This window comes from Pseudomonas sp. GW821-FHT01C01 (assembly GCF_059422645.1).
This window is the reverse complement of record NZ_JBWKXF010000028.1, coordinates 22,396-38,132: the sequence shown is the minus strand read 5'-3', so window position 1 is coordinate 38,132 and position 15,737 is coordinate 22,396. Positions and strand designations below refer to the sequence as shown.

Sequence of the window (15,737 nt, the reverse complement as noted above, 5' to 3'; positions counted from 1 at the left end):
CTCCTCAGGAATGCGCTTGAGACAATTTGTTGTTGGTTTCAGGACCGCTGACCGGTGGTTCTTTGAGCACCACACGCTTGATCGGACCGACGATCACCAGATAGCTGAACACCGCCACCAGTGCGTTGCAGCCGACGAACACCAGCGCCCATTTGAACGAGCCGGTGGAGCTGATGATGTAGCCGATGACGATCGGCGTAGTGATCGAGGCAATGTTGCCGAACATGTTGAACAGGCCGCCACTCAAACCGGCGATCTGCTTCGGCGAAGTGTCGGACACCACCGCCCAGCCCAGCGCGCCCACGCCTTTGCCGAAGAACGCCAGGGCCATGAAGCCCACGACCATCCACTCGATGTCGACATAGTTACAGGCCACGATGCTGCTGGAAACCAAAAGACCGGCAATGATCGGCGCCTTGCGGGCGAAGGTCAGGGAGTGGCCCTTGCGCAGCAGGTAGTCGGAAATCACCCCGCCGAGCACACCGCCGATGAAGCCGCAGATCGCCGGCAACGAAGCGATGAAACCGGCCTTGAGGATGGTCATGCCGCGCTCCTGCACCAGGTACACCGGGAACCAGGTCAGGAAGAAATAAGTGATGGCGTTGATGCAGTACTGGCTCAGGTACACGCCGAGCATCATGCGGTTGGTCAGCAACTGGCGGACGTAGTCCCATTTCGGGCCTTCGACGCGCTTGCCGGGTTCCTGGCCCTTGGCCTTGTCCTGGTCCATGTCGACCATGCCGCCGTTCTCGGCAATGTGCTTGAACTCGCTCTCATTGATCAGCGGATGTTGGCGCGGGCTGTGGATAACCTTCAGCCAGATCAGCGAGAACACAATCCCGATCACGCCCATGACGATAAACACGTGCTGCCAGCCGAATGTGAAGACGATCCAGCCCATCAGCGGTGCAAAGAGCACGGTGGCAAAGTACTGCGCCGAGTTGAAAATCGCCGACGCGGTGCCGCGTTCAGCAGTCGGGAACCAGGCCGCCACGATGCGTGCGTTGCCGGGGAAGGATGGCGCTTCGGCCAGGCCCACCAGGAAACGCAGCATGAACAGCGCAACCACCGCCGTGGACATGCCGAACTCGCCGACATACCCCTGCAGCACGGTGAACAGCGACCAGGTGAAGATGCTCAGTGCGTAGACTTTTTTCGAGCCAAAGCGGTCGAGCAACCAGCCACCGGGGATTTGCCCGGCCACGTAGGCCCAACCGAATGCGGAGAAGATGTAGCCGAGGGTAACGGCGTCGATGCCGAGGTCTTTTTGCAGGCTGGAGCCGGCAATTGCGATGGTAGCGCGGTCGGCGTAGTTGATCGTGGTCACGAGGAAAAGCATGAGCAGAATCAAATAGCGGACGTGAGTCGGCTTCTGGGTCGATTGCATGTAGATGTACTCCCACTGATTATTTTTATGCGCGGGTGAATCTTTGTTTCCCCTGTAGGAGCGAGCTCTGCTCGCGATGGTGGTCAACGATGACGCGGGGTATCAGGTTTACCGCCGCGATCTCACGACCATCGCGAGCAAGCTCGCTCCTACAACAGGGATGTTGCGTTACGAACCGATGTAAGAGGTTTTTACAACCGTGTAGAACTCTTGCGCATAGCGACCTTGCTCACGTGATCCATAGGATGAACCTTTACGCCCACCGAACGGAACGTGGTAATCCACACCGGCGGTCGGCAGGTTGACCATCACCATCCCGGCCTGGGAGTGGCGCTTGAAGTGGTTGGCGTACTTCAGCGAGGTGGTGGCAATGCCCGCCGACAACCCGAACTCGGTGTCGTTGGCCATGGCCAGCGCAGCTTCGTAGTCGGCCACGCGCACCACGTTGGCCACCGGGCCGAAGATCTCTTCGCGGCTGATGCGCATCGACGCTTCACTGTCGGCAAACAGGGTCGGCGCGAGGAAGTAGCCTTCGGTGTCGCAGGTCACCAGACCACCGCCACTGACCAGTCGCGCACCTTCGGACTGGCCGATGTCGATGTACTTCATGTCCTGTTCGAGCTGGGCTTGCGAAACCACCGGACCGATGTCGGTGCCAGCCTTCAATGCGTGGCCGACCTTGATCGACTTCATGCGCGCGGCCATGGCTTCGACGAACCGGTCGTGGATGCCGGCGGTGACAATGAAGCGGCTCGAAGCCGTGCAACGCTGGCCGGTGGAGTAGAACGCGCTCTGCACCGACAGCTCGACCGCTTGCTTGAGGTCGGCGTCATCGAGAATGATCTGCGGGTTCTTGCCGCCCATTTCCAGCTGGACCTTGGCCTGACGCGACACGCAGTTCACAGCGATCTGACGCCCCACGCCCACCGAACCGGTGAAGCTGATGCCATCGACTTTCGGGCTGTTGACCAGTGCATCACCCACCACACGACCGCTGCCCATCACCAGGTTGAACACGCCGGCCGGGAAACCGGCACGGGAGATGATTTCGGCCAGCGCCCAGGCGCAACCCGGAACCAGGTCAGCAGGCTTGAGCACGACGCAGTTGCCGTAGGCCAGGGCCGGGGCGATTTTCCACGCCGGAATGGCGATCGGGAAATTCCACGGGGTGATCAGACCAACCACGCCCAAGGCTTCGCGAGTGACTTCGACGTTGACGCCCGGACGCACCGACGGCAGATAGTCGCCGGACAGCCGCAGACATTCACCGGCGAAGAACTTGAAGATGTTGCCGGCGCGGGTCACTTCGCCGATGGCTTCCGGCAGGGTCTTGCCCTCTTCCCGGGCCAGCAGGGTGCCGAGCTCTTCGCGACGGGCGAGGATTTCAGTACCGACTTTATCCAGGCAATCGTGACGAGCCTGAATGCCCGACACCGACCACGCCGGGAATGCGCCACGGGCAGCGTCGATGGCGGAGTGGACCTGAGCCAGGTCAGCCTTGGCGTAGTCGCCGATGACATCGGTCAGTTCGGACGGGTTGATGTTGGTCGAATAATCGCCGCCGGCAACCCATTCGCCGTTGATGTAGTTATCAAAACGTTTTGAATCAGCCACTGAATCATCTCCTCACGCAAAAAGCCGCTGATTGCTCAGCGGCCCTGGTTTTGTCGAGTGTTACTGCGCGCCCTGCTTGTCGATCAGCGCGGCGAGCATTTCGTACTCTTCGCCGGTCAGATCGGTCAGCGGTGCACGCACAGGACCGGCGTCATAGCCGGCAATTTTTGCCCCGGCCTTGACGATGCTCACGGCGTAACCGGCCTTGCGGTTACGGATATCCAGGTACGGCAGGAAAAAGTCGTCGATGATCTTGCCGACGGTGGCGTGATCTTCGCGAGCGATGGCGTGGTAGAAGTCCATCGCGGTTTTCGGGATAAAGTTGAACACCGCCGAGGAGTAGACCGGCACGCCCAACGCCTTGTAAGCCGCGGCGTAGACTTCGGCGGTCGGCAGACCACCCAGGTAGCTGAAGCGATCACCGAGGCGGCGCCGGATCGACACCATCAACTCGATATCACCCAGGCCATCCTTGTAGCCGATCAGGTTCGGGCAGCGCTCGGCCAGGCGTTCCAGCAGCGGCGCAGTCAGGCGGCAGACGTTGCGGTTGTAGACCACCACGCCGATGTTGACCGACTTGCACACGGCTTCAACGTGAGCGGCAACGCCGTCCTGGCTGGCTTCGGTCAGGTAGTGCGGCAGCAGCAACAAGCCCTTGGCGCCCAGACGCTCGGCTTCCTGTGCATATTCGATGGCCTGGCGAGTGGAACCGCCCACGCCGGCCAGGATCGGCACGCTGGTGGCGCAGGTGTCGACGGCAGTCTTGATGATTTCCGAATATTCACTGGCCGCCAGGGAGAAGAACTCACCGGTGCCGCCCGCGGCGAACAACGCCGAGGCGCCGTATGGGGCCAGCCATTCGAGACGCTTGATGTAGCCCGCACGATTGAAGTCGCCCTGAGCATTGAAATCGGTGACCGGGAAAGACAGCAGACCGGCAGAGAGGATGGACTTCAGTTCTTGTGGATTCATTATTCGAACACCCTGAATAGCGACGTAGTGTGAGATAACCGTTCAGCTCGCGCCGAAGTTGTAGGTCATCGTACAACTTAAAATATAACCGTCAACTGCATTTCATCGCTGCGGGTGAAAATTGTTCGACAGGAGCGAGGAGAAGGCTCGGTTCAGGGACTTCCGGTTCGATGTAGACGAAAGCGAGCGTAGCGTTGACGCGGCGCTATGGAGGTACGTTGTCGGAAGATCGGGGGGGGGGATAAGTAAATGGGCGACTGACTGAAGGTTTGGCGGGATGGCTTACGGCTCTTTCGCGAGCAAGCCCGCTCCCACATTGGATTTTCGGTGTACACAAATTTTGTGTTCGACAACGATCAAATGTGGGAGCGGGCTTGCTCGCGAAGGCAATCTATCAGGCTAATACCGGATCGAAATCAGAACACTCAGCCCCGCTGCGCCTCAGCCTCTTCATGGGCATGACGCAGCCGCTCGCGGCTGTTGGTCAGGTGCAGACGCATGGCTGCCCGCGCCGCATCGGAGTCCTGGCGGGCAATCGCGTCGTAGATCTCTTCGTGCTCACGGCTCAGGCGATTCATGTAGTGCTGCTGATCGTCATGGGCCAGCTTCGCGGAGTTCAACCGTGTGCGCGGAATGATGCTGGTGCCCAGGTGGGTCATGATGTCGGTGAAGTAGCGATTGCCGGTGGCGAGGGCAATCTGCAGATGGAACTGGAAGTCCGAGGCCACGGCATCGCTGGCGTGGGAGACGCTTTCATTCAGCGCATCCAGCGCCGCGCGCATCAGACCAAGCTGCTCGGGACTGCGGCGTTGCGCAGCCAGCCCGGCAGACTCCACTTCCAGACTGATGCGCAGTTCCAGGATCGCCAGCACATCACGCAAGGTCACGACGGTCGCCGGGTCGATGCGGAAACCGCTCGGGCTCGGCGTGTCGAGCACGAAGGTGCCGATGCCGTGGCGGGTTTCCACCTGGCCGGCCGCCTGCAAGCGGGAGATCGCTTCGCGCACCACCGTGCGGCTGACGCCATGGGCATCCATGATGGCCGACTCGGTGGGCAACTTGTCGCCGCGCTTGAGATGGCCGTCACGGATCTGCTCGGACAGCACCGTCACCAGTTCCTGAGCGAGGCTGCGGCGCTTGCGTGGGAGGCGTGGTGCGTCGATCGGGTTTTCCATGGTGTACATCTGTCTCGAAAAGTTCGGCGGCTGAAAGCGCATCATAGCGCAACGCAGTTGTACGATCACCGTCAAGGTGACCACCAAACCCTGTGGGAGCGGGCTTGCTCGCGAAGGCGACGCGTCAGACACCGTCAATATCGAATGTCAGACCGCTTTCGCGAGCAAGCCCGCTCCCACAAGGGGTTTGTGGTGTTTATGCGGTCACGGCCTGGTCCACCAAGTGGCCATTCTCGATACGGATGTGCCGCGGATGGAAGCGCTTGAGGCTGCTGCGATGACCAACGCTGACAATGCTCAGCCCCGGCAACTCATCAATGAGCGCCTGGTACAGCGAAGCCTCGTCCTCTTCGTCCATCGCCGAGGTCGCTTCGTCCATGTACAGCCATTGCGGCGCATAAAGCAGTGCGCGGGCAAAGGCCAGGCGTTGCTGTTCACCCGGCGACAACATGCGTTGCCAGTGGTTGGCTTCGTCGAGACGGGCAATCAGGTGCGGCAAGCGGCAGGTTTCCAGCACCTGCACGTAGCGCTCGTTCGGATAAGTATCGCCGGGCTGTGGATAACTGAGGACATCACGCAGGGTGCCAATTGGCAAATACGGTTTTTGCGGCAGGAACAGGTAGCGCGCCGATGGCAGGCGGATACTGCCGTGACCAGTCGGCCACAGGTGTCCCATCGCCCGCAGCAAGGTCGACTTGCCGCTGCCGGAACGACCGCTGAGCATCACACGCTCGCCCTCATTCACGGTCATGTCGGCATTGGTCAGCAGGTGACGACCTTCAGCCAGGTCGAGGCCGAGGTTGTGCACCTTCAGAACTGAGCCCGAACTCTGTACGTCGATGGCCGGCGCACGCACTTCGTTGTCACGCATGGCCTGGTGGAAGCTCAGCAGACGATCGCAGGTGGCGCGCCATGAGGCGAGGCTCTGGTACGCGCTGATAAACCAGCTGAAGCTTTCCTGCACATTGCCGAATGCCGAGCTGATTTGCATCAGTTCGCCCAGTTCGATCTTGCCGGAGAGGTAACGCGGCGCGGCAACCATGAAGGGGAAGATGATGGCGGCCTGACTGTAACCGGCGGTGAAGAAAGTCAGGCGCTTGGACACCTTCATGATGTCCCAGAAGTTGTGCCAGACCATCCCGAAGCGACCGCTCAACCGACGATTTTCGTTCGGTTCGCCGTTGTACAACGCGATGCTTTCGGCATTCTCGCGAATCCGCACCATGGAGAAACGCAGGTCGGCTTCGAAGCGTTGTTGTTGGTTGTTCAGACCGATCAGGCGACGACCGATCAAGTGCGTCAGCCAACTGCCGACCACGGCGTAAACCAGCACGCACCAGAACATGTAGCCGGGAATGGTGATACCGAATACTTCAATACTGCCCGACACGCCCCACAGAATGATCGAGAACGACACCAGACTGACGATATTGCGCAGCAGCCCGATACCCAGCTCAAGGGTGTTGGAGGTGAAGTTGTTGAGGTCTTCGGAAATCCGCTGGTCCGGGTTATCGGTGTAACCGCCCTGCTCCAGCTGGTAGTAGTTTTTGTCCCCCAGCCAGCGGGTGAAATGCTTTTCGGTGAGCCAGGCCCGCCAGCGGATCGTCAACATCTGCGTCAGATAGAGGCGGTATACCGCGCCGACAATCGCCACCGCGGCAATCGCGCAGAAGTACAGGATCAGTTGCCAGAACGCGGCTTCGTCCTTCTTTTGCAGGGCGTTGTAGAAATCCTTGTACCAGGTGTTGAACCACACCGAGATCCCCACGCTGATCAGCGACAGCGCAATCACTGCGATCAGCAGCGTCCAGGCCTTGACCTTCTCTTCACTGCGCCAGTAAGGCGTGATCATCGCCCACACTTTGCGAAAAAACTGCCCGCGCACGGCGTCGTTGACCGCGGAATACTCAGCGTTCTGATTCATGGATAAGGCTCGATAGAGAAAAGAACACGCACGGACCGATCATAGATGATCGGTCCGGTTTGTCGCGAGATGCGGCCCACATACGTTCAGCGCAGGTTCAGCGGCGAACGGGGCGCTTCTGCAGTTTGCGCTGCAGGGTGCGGCGGTGCATGCCCAAGGCGCGGGCAGTGGCGGAAATGTTGCCTTCGTGCTCGGTCAGCACGCGCTGGATGTGTTCCCACTGCAGGCGGTCCACGGACATCGGGTTTTCCGGCACCAGGCTGTCGAGGTCGGCGTGTTCGGACAGCAGCGCCGCCAGCACGTCGTCGGCGTCCGCCGGTTTGCACAGGTAGTTGCAGGCACCGCGCTTGATCGCCTCGACGGCGGTGGCAATGCTCGAATAACCGGTGAGAATCACCACGCGCATTTCCGGATCCATTTCCAGCAATTTTGGCAGCAGCACCAGGCCCGAATCGCCGTCCATCTTCAGGTCCAGGGCGGCATAATCCGGCAGATCGGCCTTGGCCAGTTCCAGGCCTTCCTCGGCGGAACTGGCGGTGCTGACGCGAAAACCGCGGCGGGCCATGGCGCGGGCCATGACGCGGGTGAACGTGGCGTCGTCATCGACCAGCAGCAAATGCGGCAGTTCTTCGCCTTCGACTTGGATCTCTTCACTCATGTTCGTCTCCTCGGGCGACACGGGGCAGGCGCAGCTCGGTGAGCGTGCCGCCTTCCTCATGACTGTAGAGTTTCACTGAGCCGCCGGCGCGTGTCACGCTGGCCTTGCTCAAAAACAGGCCCAGGCCGAAGCCTTTGCCCTTGGTGGTAAAAAACGGTTTGCCGATTTGTTCGGCGATGGCCAGCGGCACACCGGCGCCATGGTCACGAATGCTGATGGTCAGGTCCTCGGCGTCCCAGTCCAGCGTCACTTGCAACCCCTCGGGGCAGGCATCGGCGGCGTTGTTCAGCAGATTCAGCAACGCCTGGGTCAAGTCCGGCGGCGGCGCCATGCGCGGTACCGCGCCCTGGCCGAGGCGCTGGAAGCGATAACTGGCTTCCGGGCGCATCAGGTGCCAGCGATTGAGGGCTTCATCGAGCCAGTCGGTGACGTCCTGCATCTCCACCGCCAGGCGGCGATTGGCCTCGGCGGCGCGCACCAGTTGCTGCAAGGTCTCTTTGCACAGTTTGACCTGATCCTGCAGCACGCTCAGGTCATCCTGCAACATCGGGTCATGGTGATCCTGACGCATTTCCTTGAGCAGCACGCTCATGGTCGCCAGCGGTGTGCCCAACTCATGGGCCGCACCGGCAGCCTGGGTGGCGACGGCCAGCAATTGCTGATCACGCAGGCCTTCTTCGCGACGAATGGCGCGCAGTTCTTCCTGACGGCGCAGCTCTTCAGCCATGCGCGCGGCGAAGAACGTGATCACTGCGGCGGCGAGAGCAAAGCTCAGCCACATCCCGTACACCTGCAGGTTTTCCCGGGCGATCGGGAAGGTTTGCAACGGATAGAACTGCGCCAGCAACAGCGTGTACATCGTCAGCGCGATACCTGACAGGATCACCGAATAACGCCATGGCAACGTCACCGCAGCGATGGTCAGCGGCACCAGGTAATAAGAAACGAAGGGGTTGGTCGAGCCACCGGAGAAATACAGCAGCGCACTGTGGATAAACAGGTCGCAGGCCAGTTGTACGGCGTATTCGAGCTCGGTCACCGGCCACGAGGTGCGCAGGCGAATCGCCGTGAACACACACAACAGCATCGAGCAACCGAGGGTCGCGGCCAGTTGAAACCAGGGCAGCGGCAGCAATTCGAGCCAGTAGGCCAGGCCCACGGAACCGGCCTGGGCGGCCAGCACCAACGTGCGGATGAACGTCAGCCGCCAGAGGTTCTGGCGAGTGGCGGAAGTGATTTGAACGGGGGCGAGCATGAGCTCTCCTGATGAGCGCTCCAGGCGGATCGCAGGGAGTATAACCAAGCACGGGGGTGGACAGGCAAAAGTGCGGCAAACGGCCACAGCCTATTGGCCAGCACACATCCCTTGTAGCAGCTGCCGAAGGCGGCGTTCGGCTGCGAAGCAGTCGTCAATCAGGCTTCGTGTTTATACAAAGACATCATGCACGCAGGTTTTACGACTGCTGCGCAGCCGAACGCCGCCTTCGGCAGCTGCTACACAGGATCGCGTCGATCTGTATAGAAGTTGTAACTGTGCGAACCGGAGCATAAAAGCTAGAGTCTGATGGTTTCACGCAGGCCCGGACCATACCCCTGCGCACCTTTCAAGGAGCCTTCATGCACACATTCCGCCGCAGCGCCGCCCTCCTCGCCCTGAGCCTTGGCACCGTCGCCAGCCTCCCGGCCCTGGCCGCCGACGAGCTTCATTACAACCAGATTTCCCTGCGCGCCGAAGTCAGTCAGGAAGTGGCCCGCGACCTGATGATCGTGACCCTCTACACCGAAGAACAGAACAGCGACCCGGCCAAACTCGCCGCCGACGTCAGCACCACCATGAACAAGGCACTGGCCCAGGCCAAGCAAGTCAAGGACATCACCCTGCGTCAGGGCAGTCGCAATAGCTATCCGATCTACGACACCAAGGGCCAGAAAATCACCGGCTGGCGCGAGCGTGCCGAATTGCGCCTGGAAAGCCCGGACTTCGCTGCATTGTCGAAGCTGACCGGCGAACTGCTCACCGACCTGAAAATGGGCGGCATGGACTTCGCCATCGCCACCCCGACCCGCAAGGCCAGCGAAGATGCACTGCTCAAGGATGCCGTGAGCGCTTTCAAGGCCCGCGCCCAACTGGCCACCGATGCCCTCGGTGGCAAGAGTTACAAAATCGTCAACCTGAACCTCAACAGCAACGGTTATCCACAGCCTTACCTGCGCGCGCCGATGATGATGAAAGCCGCCGCCATGGACGCCGCACCGGTGACGCCGGATGTCGAAGCCGGCACCAGCCAGGTCGGCATGACCGCGGATGGTTCGATTGAAGTGCTGATGCCTTGACTCGATAGCCCATCCACAAAAAAACGGCGATCACTCACATGATCGCCGTTTTTTTTCGGGCAGTTTTCAGGCTTGAGCTATAACTGGATAGTCAGCCGAGAAAAGCCGGCAGTTGCACTGGGTGCAACTGAGATCGATTGGCCACTATCGGTGCAACAATAACCACTCTTATTCACGCCATACCCACCCCACAAAACGGGGGTATAAATAAGTAACACCCCGCCCTGATGGGGAGCATCCAGCGCTCAGGACGCACCGTAAAAGTGCGTCGTTTGCACCCTGAAAATGCCACGCAAACGGTCAAATGCGTCAGGACTTACACAAATGCGACATTAAGGTACGTTCGTGCCACCGTTTAAGGCTTGTAGTCACTCTGGATCTTGCATTGGGTATGGCCCCTGCATAAGTATCCGCAGGCACGACTCACGAGGTCGTCCTCTAATTCCAAAAATGACAACAAATCATGAGGCCACCATGCTTAAACAAGCGGTCATTCCGTTTTTAGTTGGCGCAAGCTTGCTAGCCAGCGCACCGTTCGCCCAAGCAGCGACTAACCTGGTGTTCTGCTCCGAAGGGAGCCCGGCCGGTTTCGATCCAGGTCAATACACCACCGGAACCGACTTCGACGCCTCTGCAGAAACCATGTTCAACCGCCTCACCCAGTTCGAGCGCGGCGGCACCGCCGTTATTCCTGGGCTGGCGACCAAGTGGGACATCTCCGATGACGGCCTGAGCTACACCTTCCACCTGCGTGAAGGCGTCAAGTTCCACACCACCCCGTATTTCAAGCCGACTCGTGAGTTCAACGCCGACGACGTGCTGTTCACCTTTAATCGCATGATTAACAAGGATGACCCGTTCCGCAAAGCGTACCCGACCGAATTCCCGTACTTCACCGACATGGGGATGGATACCAACATCACCAAGATCGATAAAGTCGACGACCACACTGTCAAGTTCACCCTCAAAGACGTCGATGCCGCGTTCATCCAGAACATGGCCATGAGCTTCGCCTCGATCCAGTCCGCCGAGTACGCTGCCCAGCTGCTCAAGGAAGGCAAGGCCGCCGACATCAACCAGAAGCCGGTTGGCACTGGTCCGTTCGTGTTCAAGAGCTACCAGAAAGACTCCAACATCCGCTACACCGGGAACAAGGACTACTGGAAGCCTGACGACGTGAAGATCGACAACCTGATCTTCGCCATCACCACCGACCCGTCGGTTCGTATCCAGAAGCTGAAGAAGAACGAGTGCCAGGTCACCCTGTTCCCTCGTCCGGCCGACCTGAAGGCGCTGAAAGAAGACAAGGACCTGAAACTGCCTGACCAGGCCGGTTTCAACCTGGGTTACATCGCCTACAACGTGATGCCCAAGGTCAAGGGGCAAACCGATGCGAACCCGCTGGCCGAGCTGAAGGTGCGCCAGGCACTGGACATGGCGGTCAACAAGCAACAGATCATCGACTCCGTGTACCAGGGCGCCGGCCAACTGGCCGTCAACGCCATGCCGCCGACCCAGTGGTCCTACGACACCACCATCAAGGATGCGCCGTACAACCCTGAGAAAGCCAAAGAGCTGCTCAAGGAAGCGGGCGTGAAAGATGGCACCGAAATCGTTCTCTGGGCGATGCCGGTACAACGTCCATACAACCCGAACGCCAAACTGATGGCAGAAATGCTGCAGTCCGACTGGTCCAAGATCGGCCTCAAGGTCAAGATCCAGAGCTACGAGTGGGGCGAGTACATCAAGCGCTCCAAAGGTGGCGAAAACCAGGCGATGCTGATTGGCTGGAGCGGCGACAATGGTGATCCGGACAACTGGCTGAACGTGCTGTTCGGTTGCGACTCGCTGGAAGGCAACAACTTCTCCAAGTGGTGCGACAAGAAGTTTGACGACACCGTCAAGCAAGCCAAGCGCACCTCGGACCAGGCCAAGCGCACCGAACTGTACAAGCAGGCGCAACACCTCCTCAAAGATGCTGTACCAATGACACCTATCGCTCACTCGACGGTGTTCCAACCTATGCGCGCCAACGTGCAGGACTTCAAGATCAGCCCATTTGGCTTGAACTCTTTCTACGGCGTCAGCGTCAGCAAATAAGGTTTTGCAACGGCGACGTTTCTGACGTCGCCGTTGCTTTATCTACCGAGAAAGCAGGAATTCGCCTACATCCAAATCCGCAGCTGACTACAGCATCGGGCGAGGACGCGTTGCCATTTCCTACGAGTCTTTAGGACTCTACGCATTTACTGCCGGACCCGTGGCTCATACCGTCGGGATCCGACCAGTGCACGCGTGGGTCATCGGTTACTGCTGCGTGCATGGCTTGAAATCAGTGATGCCTCTACGTCTCCGGACGGGACGACGGCTCATTGACAACACTTTGAGAGAAAAGGAAGCGTTATGCGCCATACCTTGGTTTTATCCGCACTGCTGGGCACCGGCCTGTTGGCCGCCACTTCCATCAGCCAGGCCGCCAACAACAGCCTGGTGTTCTGCTCCGAGGGCAGCCCCGCCGGTTTCGACACGGCGCAGTACACCACTGCGACCGACAACGACGCCGCCGAGCCGCTGTACAACCGACTGGCAGAGTTTGAAAAAGGCGCGACCAACGTCGTACCGGGCCTGGCCACGAGCTGGGATATTTCCGAGGACGGCCTCAAATACACGTTTCACCTGCGCGAAGGGGTGAAGTTTCATACCACCAAATACTTCACGCCGACCCGCGACTTCAATGCCGATGACGTGCTGTTCACGTTCAATCGCATGCTCGATCCGCAACAACCTTTCCGTAAGGCTTATCCGACAGAGTTTCCGTATTTCAACGGCATGAGCCTGAACAAGAACATCGCCAAGGTCGAAAAGACCGGGCCGCTGACCGTGGTCTTTACGCTCAACAGCGTGGACGCCGCGTTCATCCAGAACATTGCCATGAGCTTCGCCGCCATCCTGTCGGCCGAGTACGCCGACAAACTGCTGGCCGAAGGCAAGCCGAGCGACATCAACCAGAAGCCGATCGGCACCGGGCCGTTCGTGTTCAAGAGCTACCAGAAAGACTCGAACATCCGCTACACCGGCAACAAGCATTACTGGGACCCGAGCCGGGTCAAGCTCGACAACCTGATTTTCGCCATCAACACCGACGCTTCGGTGCGCGTGCAGAAACTCAAGGCCGGCGAGTGCCAGATCACACTGCACCCGCGCCCTGCCGATGTGACCGCGCTGAAGAACGACCCGGCGCTGCAACTGATCGAGAAGCCTGGTTTCAACCTCGGCTATATCGCCTACAACGTGCGCCATAAGCCGTTCGACCAGCTCGAAGTGCGTCAGGCGCTGGACATGGCAGTGAACAAGCAAGGCATTCTCAATGCCGTTTACCAGGGCGCGGGGCAACTGGCGGTCAACGCCATGCCGCCGACCCAATGGTCCTACGACGACACCATCAAGGACGCCGCCTACAACCCGGAAAAAGCCAAGGAACTGCTCAAGGCTGCCGGCGTCAAGGAAGGCACCGAAATCACCCTCTGGGCCATGCCGGTCCAGCGTCCGTACAACCCTAACGCCAAGTTGATGGCCGAGATGCTCCAGGCTGACTGGGCGAAGATCGGCCTCAAGGTCAAGATTGTCAGCTATGAGTGGGGCGAGTACATCAAGCGCACCAAGAACGGCGAGCACGACATCAGCCTGATCGGCTGGACCGGTGACAACGGTGATCCGGACAACTGGCTGGGCACGCTGTACAGCTGCAATGCCATTGGCGGTAACAACTACTCGATGTGGTGTGATCCGGCCTACGACAAGCTGATCAAGCAGGCCAAGGTCGTCACCGACCGTGACCAGCGCACCCTGCTCTACAAACAGGCGCAGCAGTTGCTCAAGCAGCAAGTGCCGATCACGCCAGTCGCCCACTCAACGGTCAACCAGCCGCTGAGCGCCAAAATCGAAGGGTTCAAGGTGAGCCCGTTCGGCCGCAACGTTTTCTCGGGTGTCAGCATAGAAAAATAACCGATTAGCCAGAAATGCCGGGGGGCGGATTTTCCGCCCTCACGCAGACGCTTTGCCGTCTTTTGCCAATTTGGCTGACAGCAAACGTTTGCGATGCCGTGAATGAGTTCTAAACCAATAGCCGGATCACAAAAAAAGACCGGTATAAAAAAAGAAAGTAAGGAGCTTTACCCATGAAACTGAGCAGCACCGCGTTACTGGCCTTGGCCATCAGCAGCGTAACCGCCACGGCTTACGCAGAAACCCAAAGCCAGGCTTTCACCCCGGTTACCGTGAACGAGAAAAGCGCCCAAAGCGAAGCCACCGGCTTTGTCGAAGGCCAGTCGATCACTGGCACCACGCGTAACTGGTACGCCAACGAGCAACTGCAACGCGGCGCCAAATTCGCCTACAAGAAAGACGGCGTTTCGACCCCGACCGATCGCCGGATCAACTGGGTCCAGGGCACCATCCTCAAGTACAACTCGGGCTTCACCGAAGGCACTGTCGGTTTCAGCACTGAAGTCGCCGCCTACAACGCCATTGCCCTGGACCGGGACCGCAAAGACCTGGCGTCCAACAACGGTGGCGCACCGGGCTCTCGTCCAGGCGCGGGCAACAACCGTACCCTGACCAAAGAGGGCGGCGACGCTCAAGGCCAGTGGAGCAAAATGGGCCTGGCCAACGTCAAGGCCCGTGTCTCCAACACCACCCTGACCGCCGGCCGCATGAACTTCAGCAGCCCGATGGTCGACGTGATCGGTAACCGTGCATTGCCTTCGAGCTTCGAAGGTGTGGCCATCCACAGCGAAGAGCTGAACAACCTGGCCTTCGACCTGGCCACCTTCGACCGCAACTCTCCGCGTACCGAAGAAAGCCAGCGCAAATTCCGCACTGAATACGCCAACGGCATCGTCGAAACCGACCACGTCTACACCGGCGGTATCACCTACAACCCGCTCGCCAGCCTGACCACCAGCCTCTGGGCGACCCAGGCTGAAGACATCTGGAACCAGTACTACTTCGGCGCCTCTCACGTACTGGGCGACAGCCAGGTACTGAGCCTGACCACCGGCCTGAACTACTACAAAACCAAGGACACCGGTAAAGCCCTGATCGGCGATATCGACAACGACACCTACTCCCTGTCGTTCGGCCTGACCCACCAGGCGCACACCCTGACTTTCTCGTATCAGGAAGTGAACGGTAACGAGTACTTCGACTACCTGCACGAAACCAACGGCATCTACCTGGCCAACTCCCTGCTGTCGGACTTCAACGGCCCGAACGAAAAATCGTTCCAGGTTGCCTACGGTCTGAACATGGCCGAATACGGCGTGCCAGGTCTGAAGTTCAACATCTACCAGGCGCGTGGCTGGGGCATCGACGGTACTCACTACACCGGCAACCAGGGTGTGGCTGGCAAAGGCTACGACGGTATCCAGTCGCAAGATGGCGAACACCATTACGAATACGGCATCGGCGCGACCTACGCCGTGCAGAGCGGCCCACTCAAGGCCACCACGATCCGCGGCACCTACACCGCTCACCGTGCCAGCGAAAACCAGGCTGACGGCAGCATCAACGAGTTCCGTCTCGTGACCACGGTTCCGTTCAACATCCTGTAACGCACCTGCCGGACGGCTGATTCAGTGACGAATCGGCCGTTCGGCTTTTGTCCATTAACTG

At 59.5% G+C, this 15,737-nt stretch carries 11 protein-coding genes; 4 read left to right on the top strand and 7 right to left on the bottom strand.

Annotation, left to right across the window (positions count from 1 at the left end; translation table 11 throughout):
* Positions 1-4: 4 nt before the first annotated feature.
* The 7 genes from AC07XF_RS17685 to AC07XF_RS17655 all read right to left on the bottom strand — a co-directional run bounded on the left by AC07XF_RS17685 (position 5) and on the right by AC07XF_RS17655 (position 8,985).
* Complete coding sequence (locus AC07XF_RS17685) at positions 5-1,387, bottom strand: MFS transporter (protein WP_495027456.1); 1,383 nt, start codon at positions 1,385-1,387, stop codon at positions 5-7.
* A 168-nt stretch (positions 1,388-1,555) separates the two neighbouring features.
* A complete protein-coding gene (locus tag AC07XF_RS17680) occupies positions 1,556-3,001 on the bottom strand; it encodes an aldehyde dehydrogenase family protein (RefSeq protein WP_495027455.1) in 1,446 nt (481 codons plus the stop codon).
* Between the two features lie 60 nt (positions 3,002-3,061).
* On the bottom strand, positions 3,062-3,973 hold the full coding sequence (gene kdgD / locus AC07XF_RS17675; RefSeq protein ID WP_007981458.1) for a 5-dehydro-4-deoxyglucarate dehydratase: 912 nt from the start codon (positions 3,971-3,973) through the stop codon (positions 3,062-3,064).
* A 425-nt stretch (positions 3,974-4,398) separates the two neighbouring features.
* Positions 4,399-5,148, bottom strand: a complete 750-nt coding sequence (locus AC07XF_RS17670; RefSeq protein WP_495027454.1) for a FadR/GntR family transcriptional regulator — start codon at positions 5,146-5,148, stop codon at positions 4,399-4,401.
* A 196-nt stretch (positions 5,149-5,344) separates the two neighbouring features.
* Entirely contained in the window at positions 5,345-7,072 is a 1,728-nt protein-coding gene (locus AC07XF_RS17665) for an ABC transporter ATP-binding protein/permease (RefSeq protein WP_495027453.1), read from the bottom strand.
* Between the two features lie 97 nt (positions 7,073-7,169).
* Positions 7,170-7,730, bottom strand: coding sequence for a response regulator transcription factor (locus AC07XF_RS17660; protein ID WP_007981466.1), 561 nt, complete (start codon positions 7,728-7,730; stop codon positions 7,170-7,172).
* Positions 7,723-8,985: an ATP-binding protein gene (locus AC07XF_RS17655; RefSeq protein ID WP_495027452.1), complete on the bottom strand. Its 1,263-nt coding sequence runs from the start codon at positions 8,983-8,985 to the stop codon at positions 7,723-7,725. The genes AC07XF_RS17660 and AC07XF_RS17655 overlap by 8 nt, the downstream gene beginning before the upstream one ends.
* Positions 8,986-9,347: 362 nt before the next feature.
* Here AC07XF_RS17655 and AC07XF_RS17650 point away from each other — a divergent pair, with 362 nt between their 5' ends.
* The 4 genes from AC07XF_RS17650 to AC07XF_RS17635 all read left to right on the top strand — a co-directional run bounded on the left by AC07XF_RS17650 (position 9,348) and on the right by AC07XF_RS17635 (position 15,676).
* Entirely contained in the window at positions 9,348-10,064 is a 717-nt protein-coding gene (locus AC07XF_RS17650) for an SIMPL domain-containing protein (protein ID WP_495027451.1), read from the top strand.
* A 474-nt stretch (positions 10,065-10,538) separates the two neighbouring features.
* On the top strand, positions 10,539-12,164 hold the full coding sequence (locus tag AC07XF_RS17645) for an ABC transporter substrate-binding protein (RefSeq protein ID WP_007981472.1): 1,626 nt from the start codon (positions 10,539-10,541) through the stop codon (positions 12,162-12,164).
* Between the two features lie 303 nt (positions 12,165-12,467).
* Positions 12,468-14,069: an ABC transporter substrate-binding protein gene (locus tag AC07XF_RS17640; RefSeq protein WP_495027450.1), complete on the top strand. Its 1,602-nt coding sequence runs from the start codon at positions 12,468-12,470 to the stop codon at positions 14,067-14,069.
* A gap of 173 nt (positions 14,070-14,242) precedes the next feature.
* Positions 14,243-15,676, top strand: coding sequence for an OprD family porin (locus tag AC07XF_RS17635; RefSeq protein WP_495027449.1), 1,434 nt, complete (start codon positions 14,243-14,245; stop codon positions 15,674-15,676).
* The last annotated feature ends 61 nt before the right edge of the window (positions 15,677-15,737 follow it).

Bases quoted from the DNA above. Each gene is read 5' to 3' on its own strand.
- AC07XF_RS17660 (WP_007981466.1), bottom strand. From the start codon at position 7,730: ATGAGTGAAGAGATCCAAGTCGAAGGCGAAGAACTGCCGCATTTGCTG.
- AC07XF_RS17670 (WP_495027454.1), bottom strand. From the start codon at position 5,148: ATGGAAAACCCGATCGACGCACCACGCCTCCCACGCAAGCGCCGCAGC.
- AC07XF_RS17665 (WP_495027453.1), bottom strand. From the start codon at position 7,072: ATGAATCAGAACGCTGAGTATTCCGCGGTCAACGACGCCGTGCGCGGG.
- AC07XF_RS17635 (WP_495027449.1), top strand. From the start codon at position 14,243: ATGAAACTGAGCAGCACCGCGTTACTGGCCTTGGCCATCAGCAGCGTA.
- AC07XF_RS17655 (WP_495027452.1), bottom strand. From the start codon at position 8,985: ATGCTCGCCCCCGTTCAAATCACTTCCGCCACTCGCCAGAACCTCTGG.
- AC07XF_RS17650 (WP_495027451.1), top strand. From the start codon at position 9,348: ATGCACACATTCCGCCGCAGCGCCGCCCTCCTCGCCCTGAGCCTTGGC.
- AC07XF_RS17640 (WP_495027450.1), top strand. From the start codon at position 12,468: ATGCGCCATACCTTGGTTTTATCCGCACTGCTGGGCACCGGCCTGTTG.
- kdgD (WP_007981458.1), bottom strand. From the start codon at position 3,973: ATGAATCCACAAGAACTGAAGTCCATCCTCTCTGCCGGTCTGCTGTCT.
- AC07XF_RS17685 (WP_495027456.1), bottom strand. From the start codon at position 1,387: ATGCAATCGACCCAGAAGCCGACTCACGTCCGCTATTTGATTCTGCTC.
- AC07XF_RS17645 (WP_007981472.1), top strand. From the start codon at position 10,539: ATGCTTAAACAAGCGGTCATTCCGTTTTTAGTTGGCGCAAGCTTGCTA.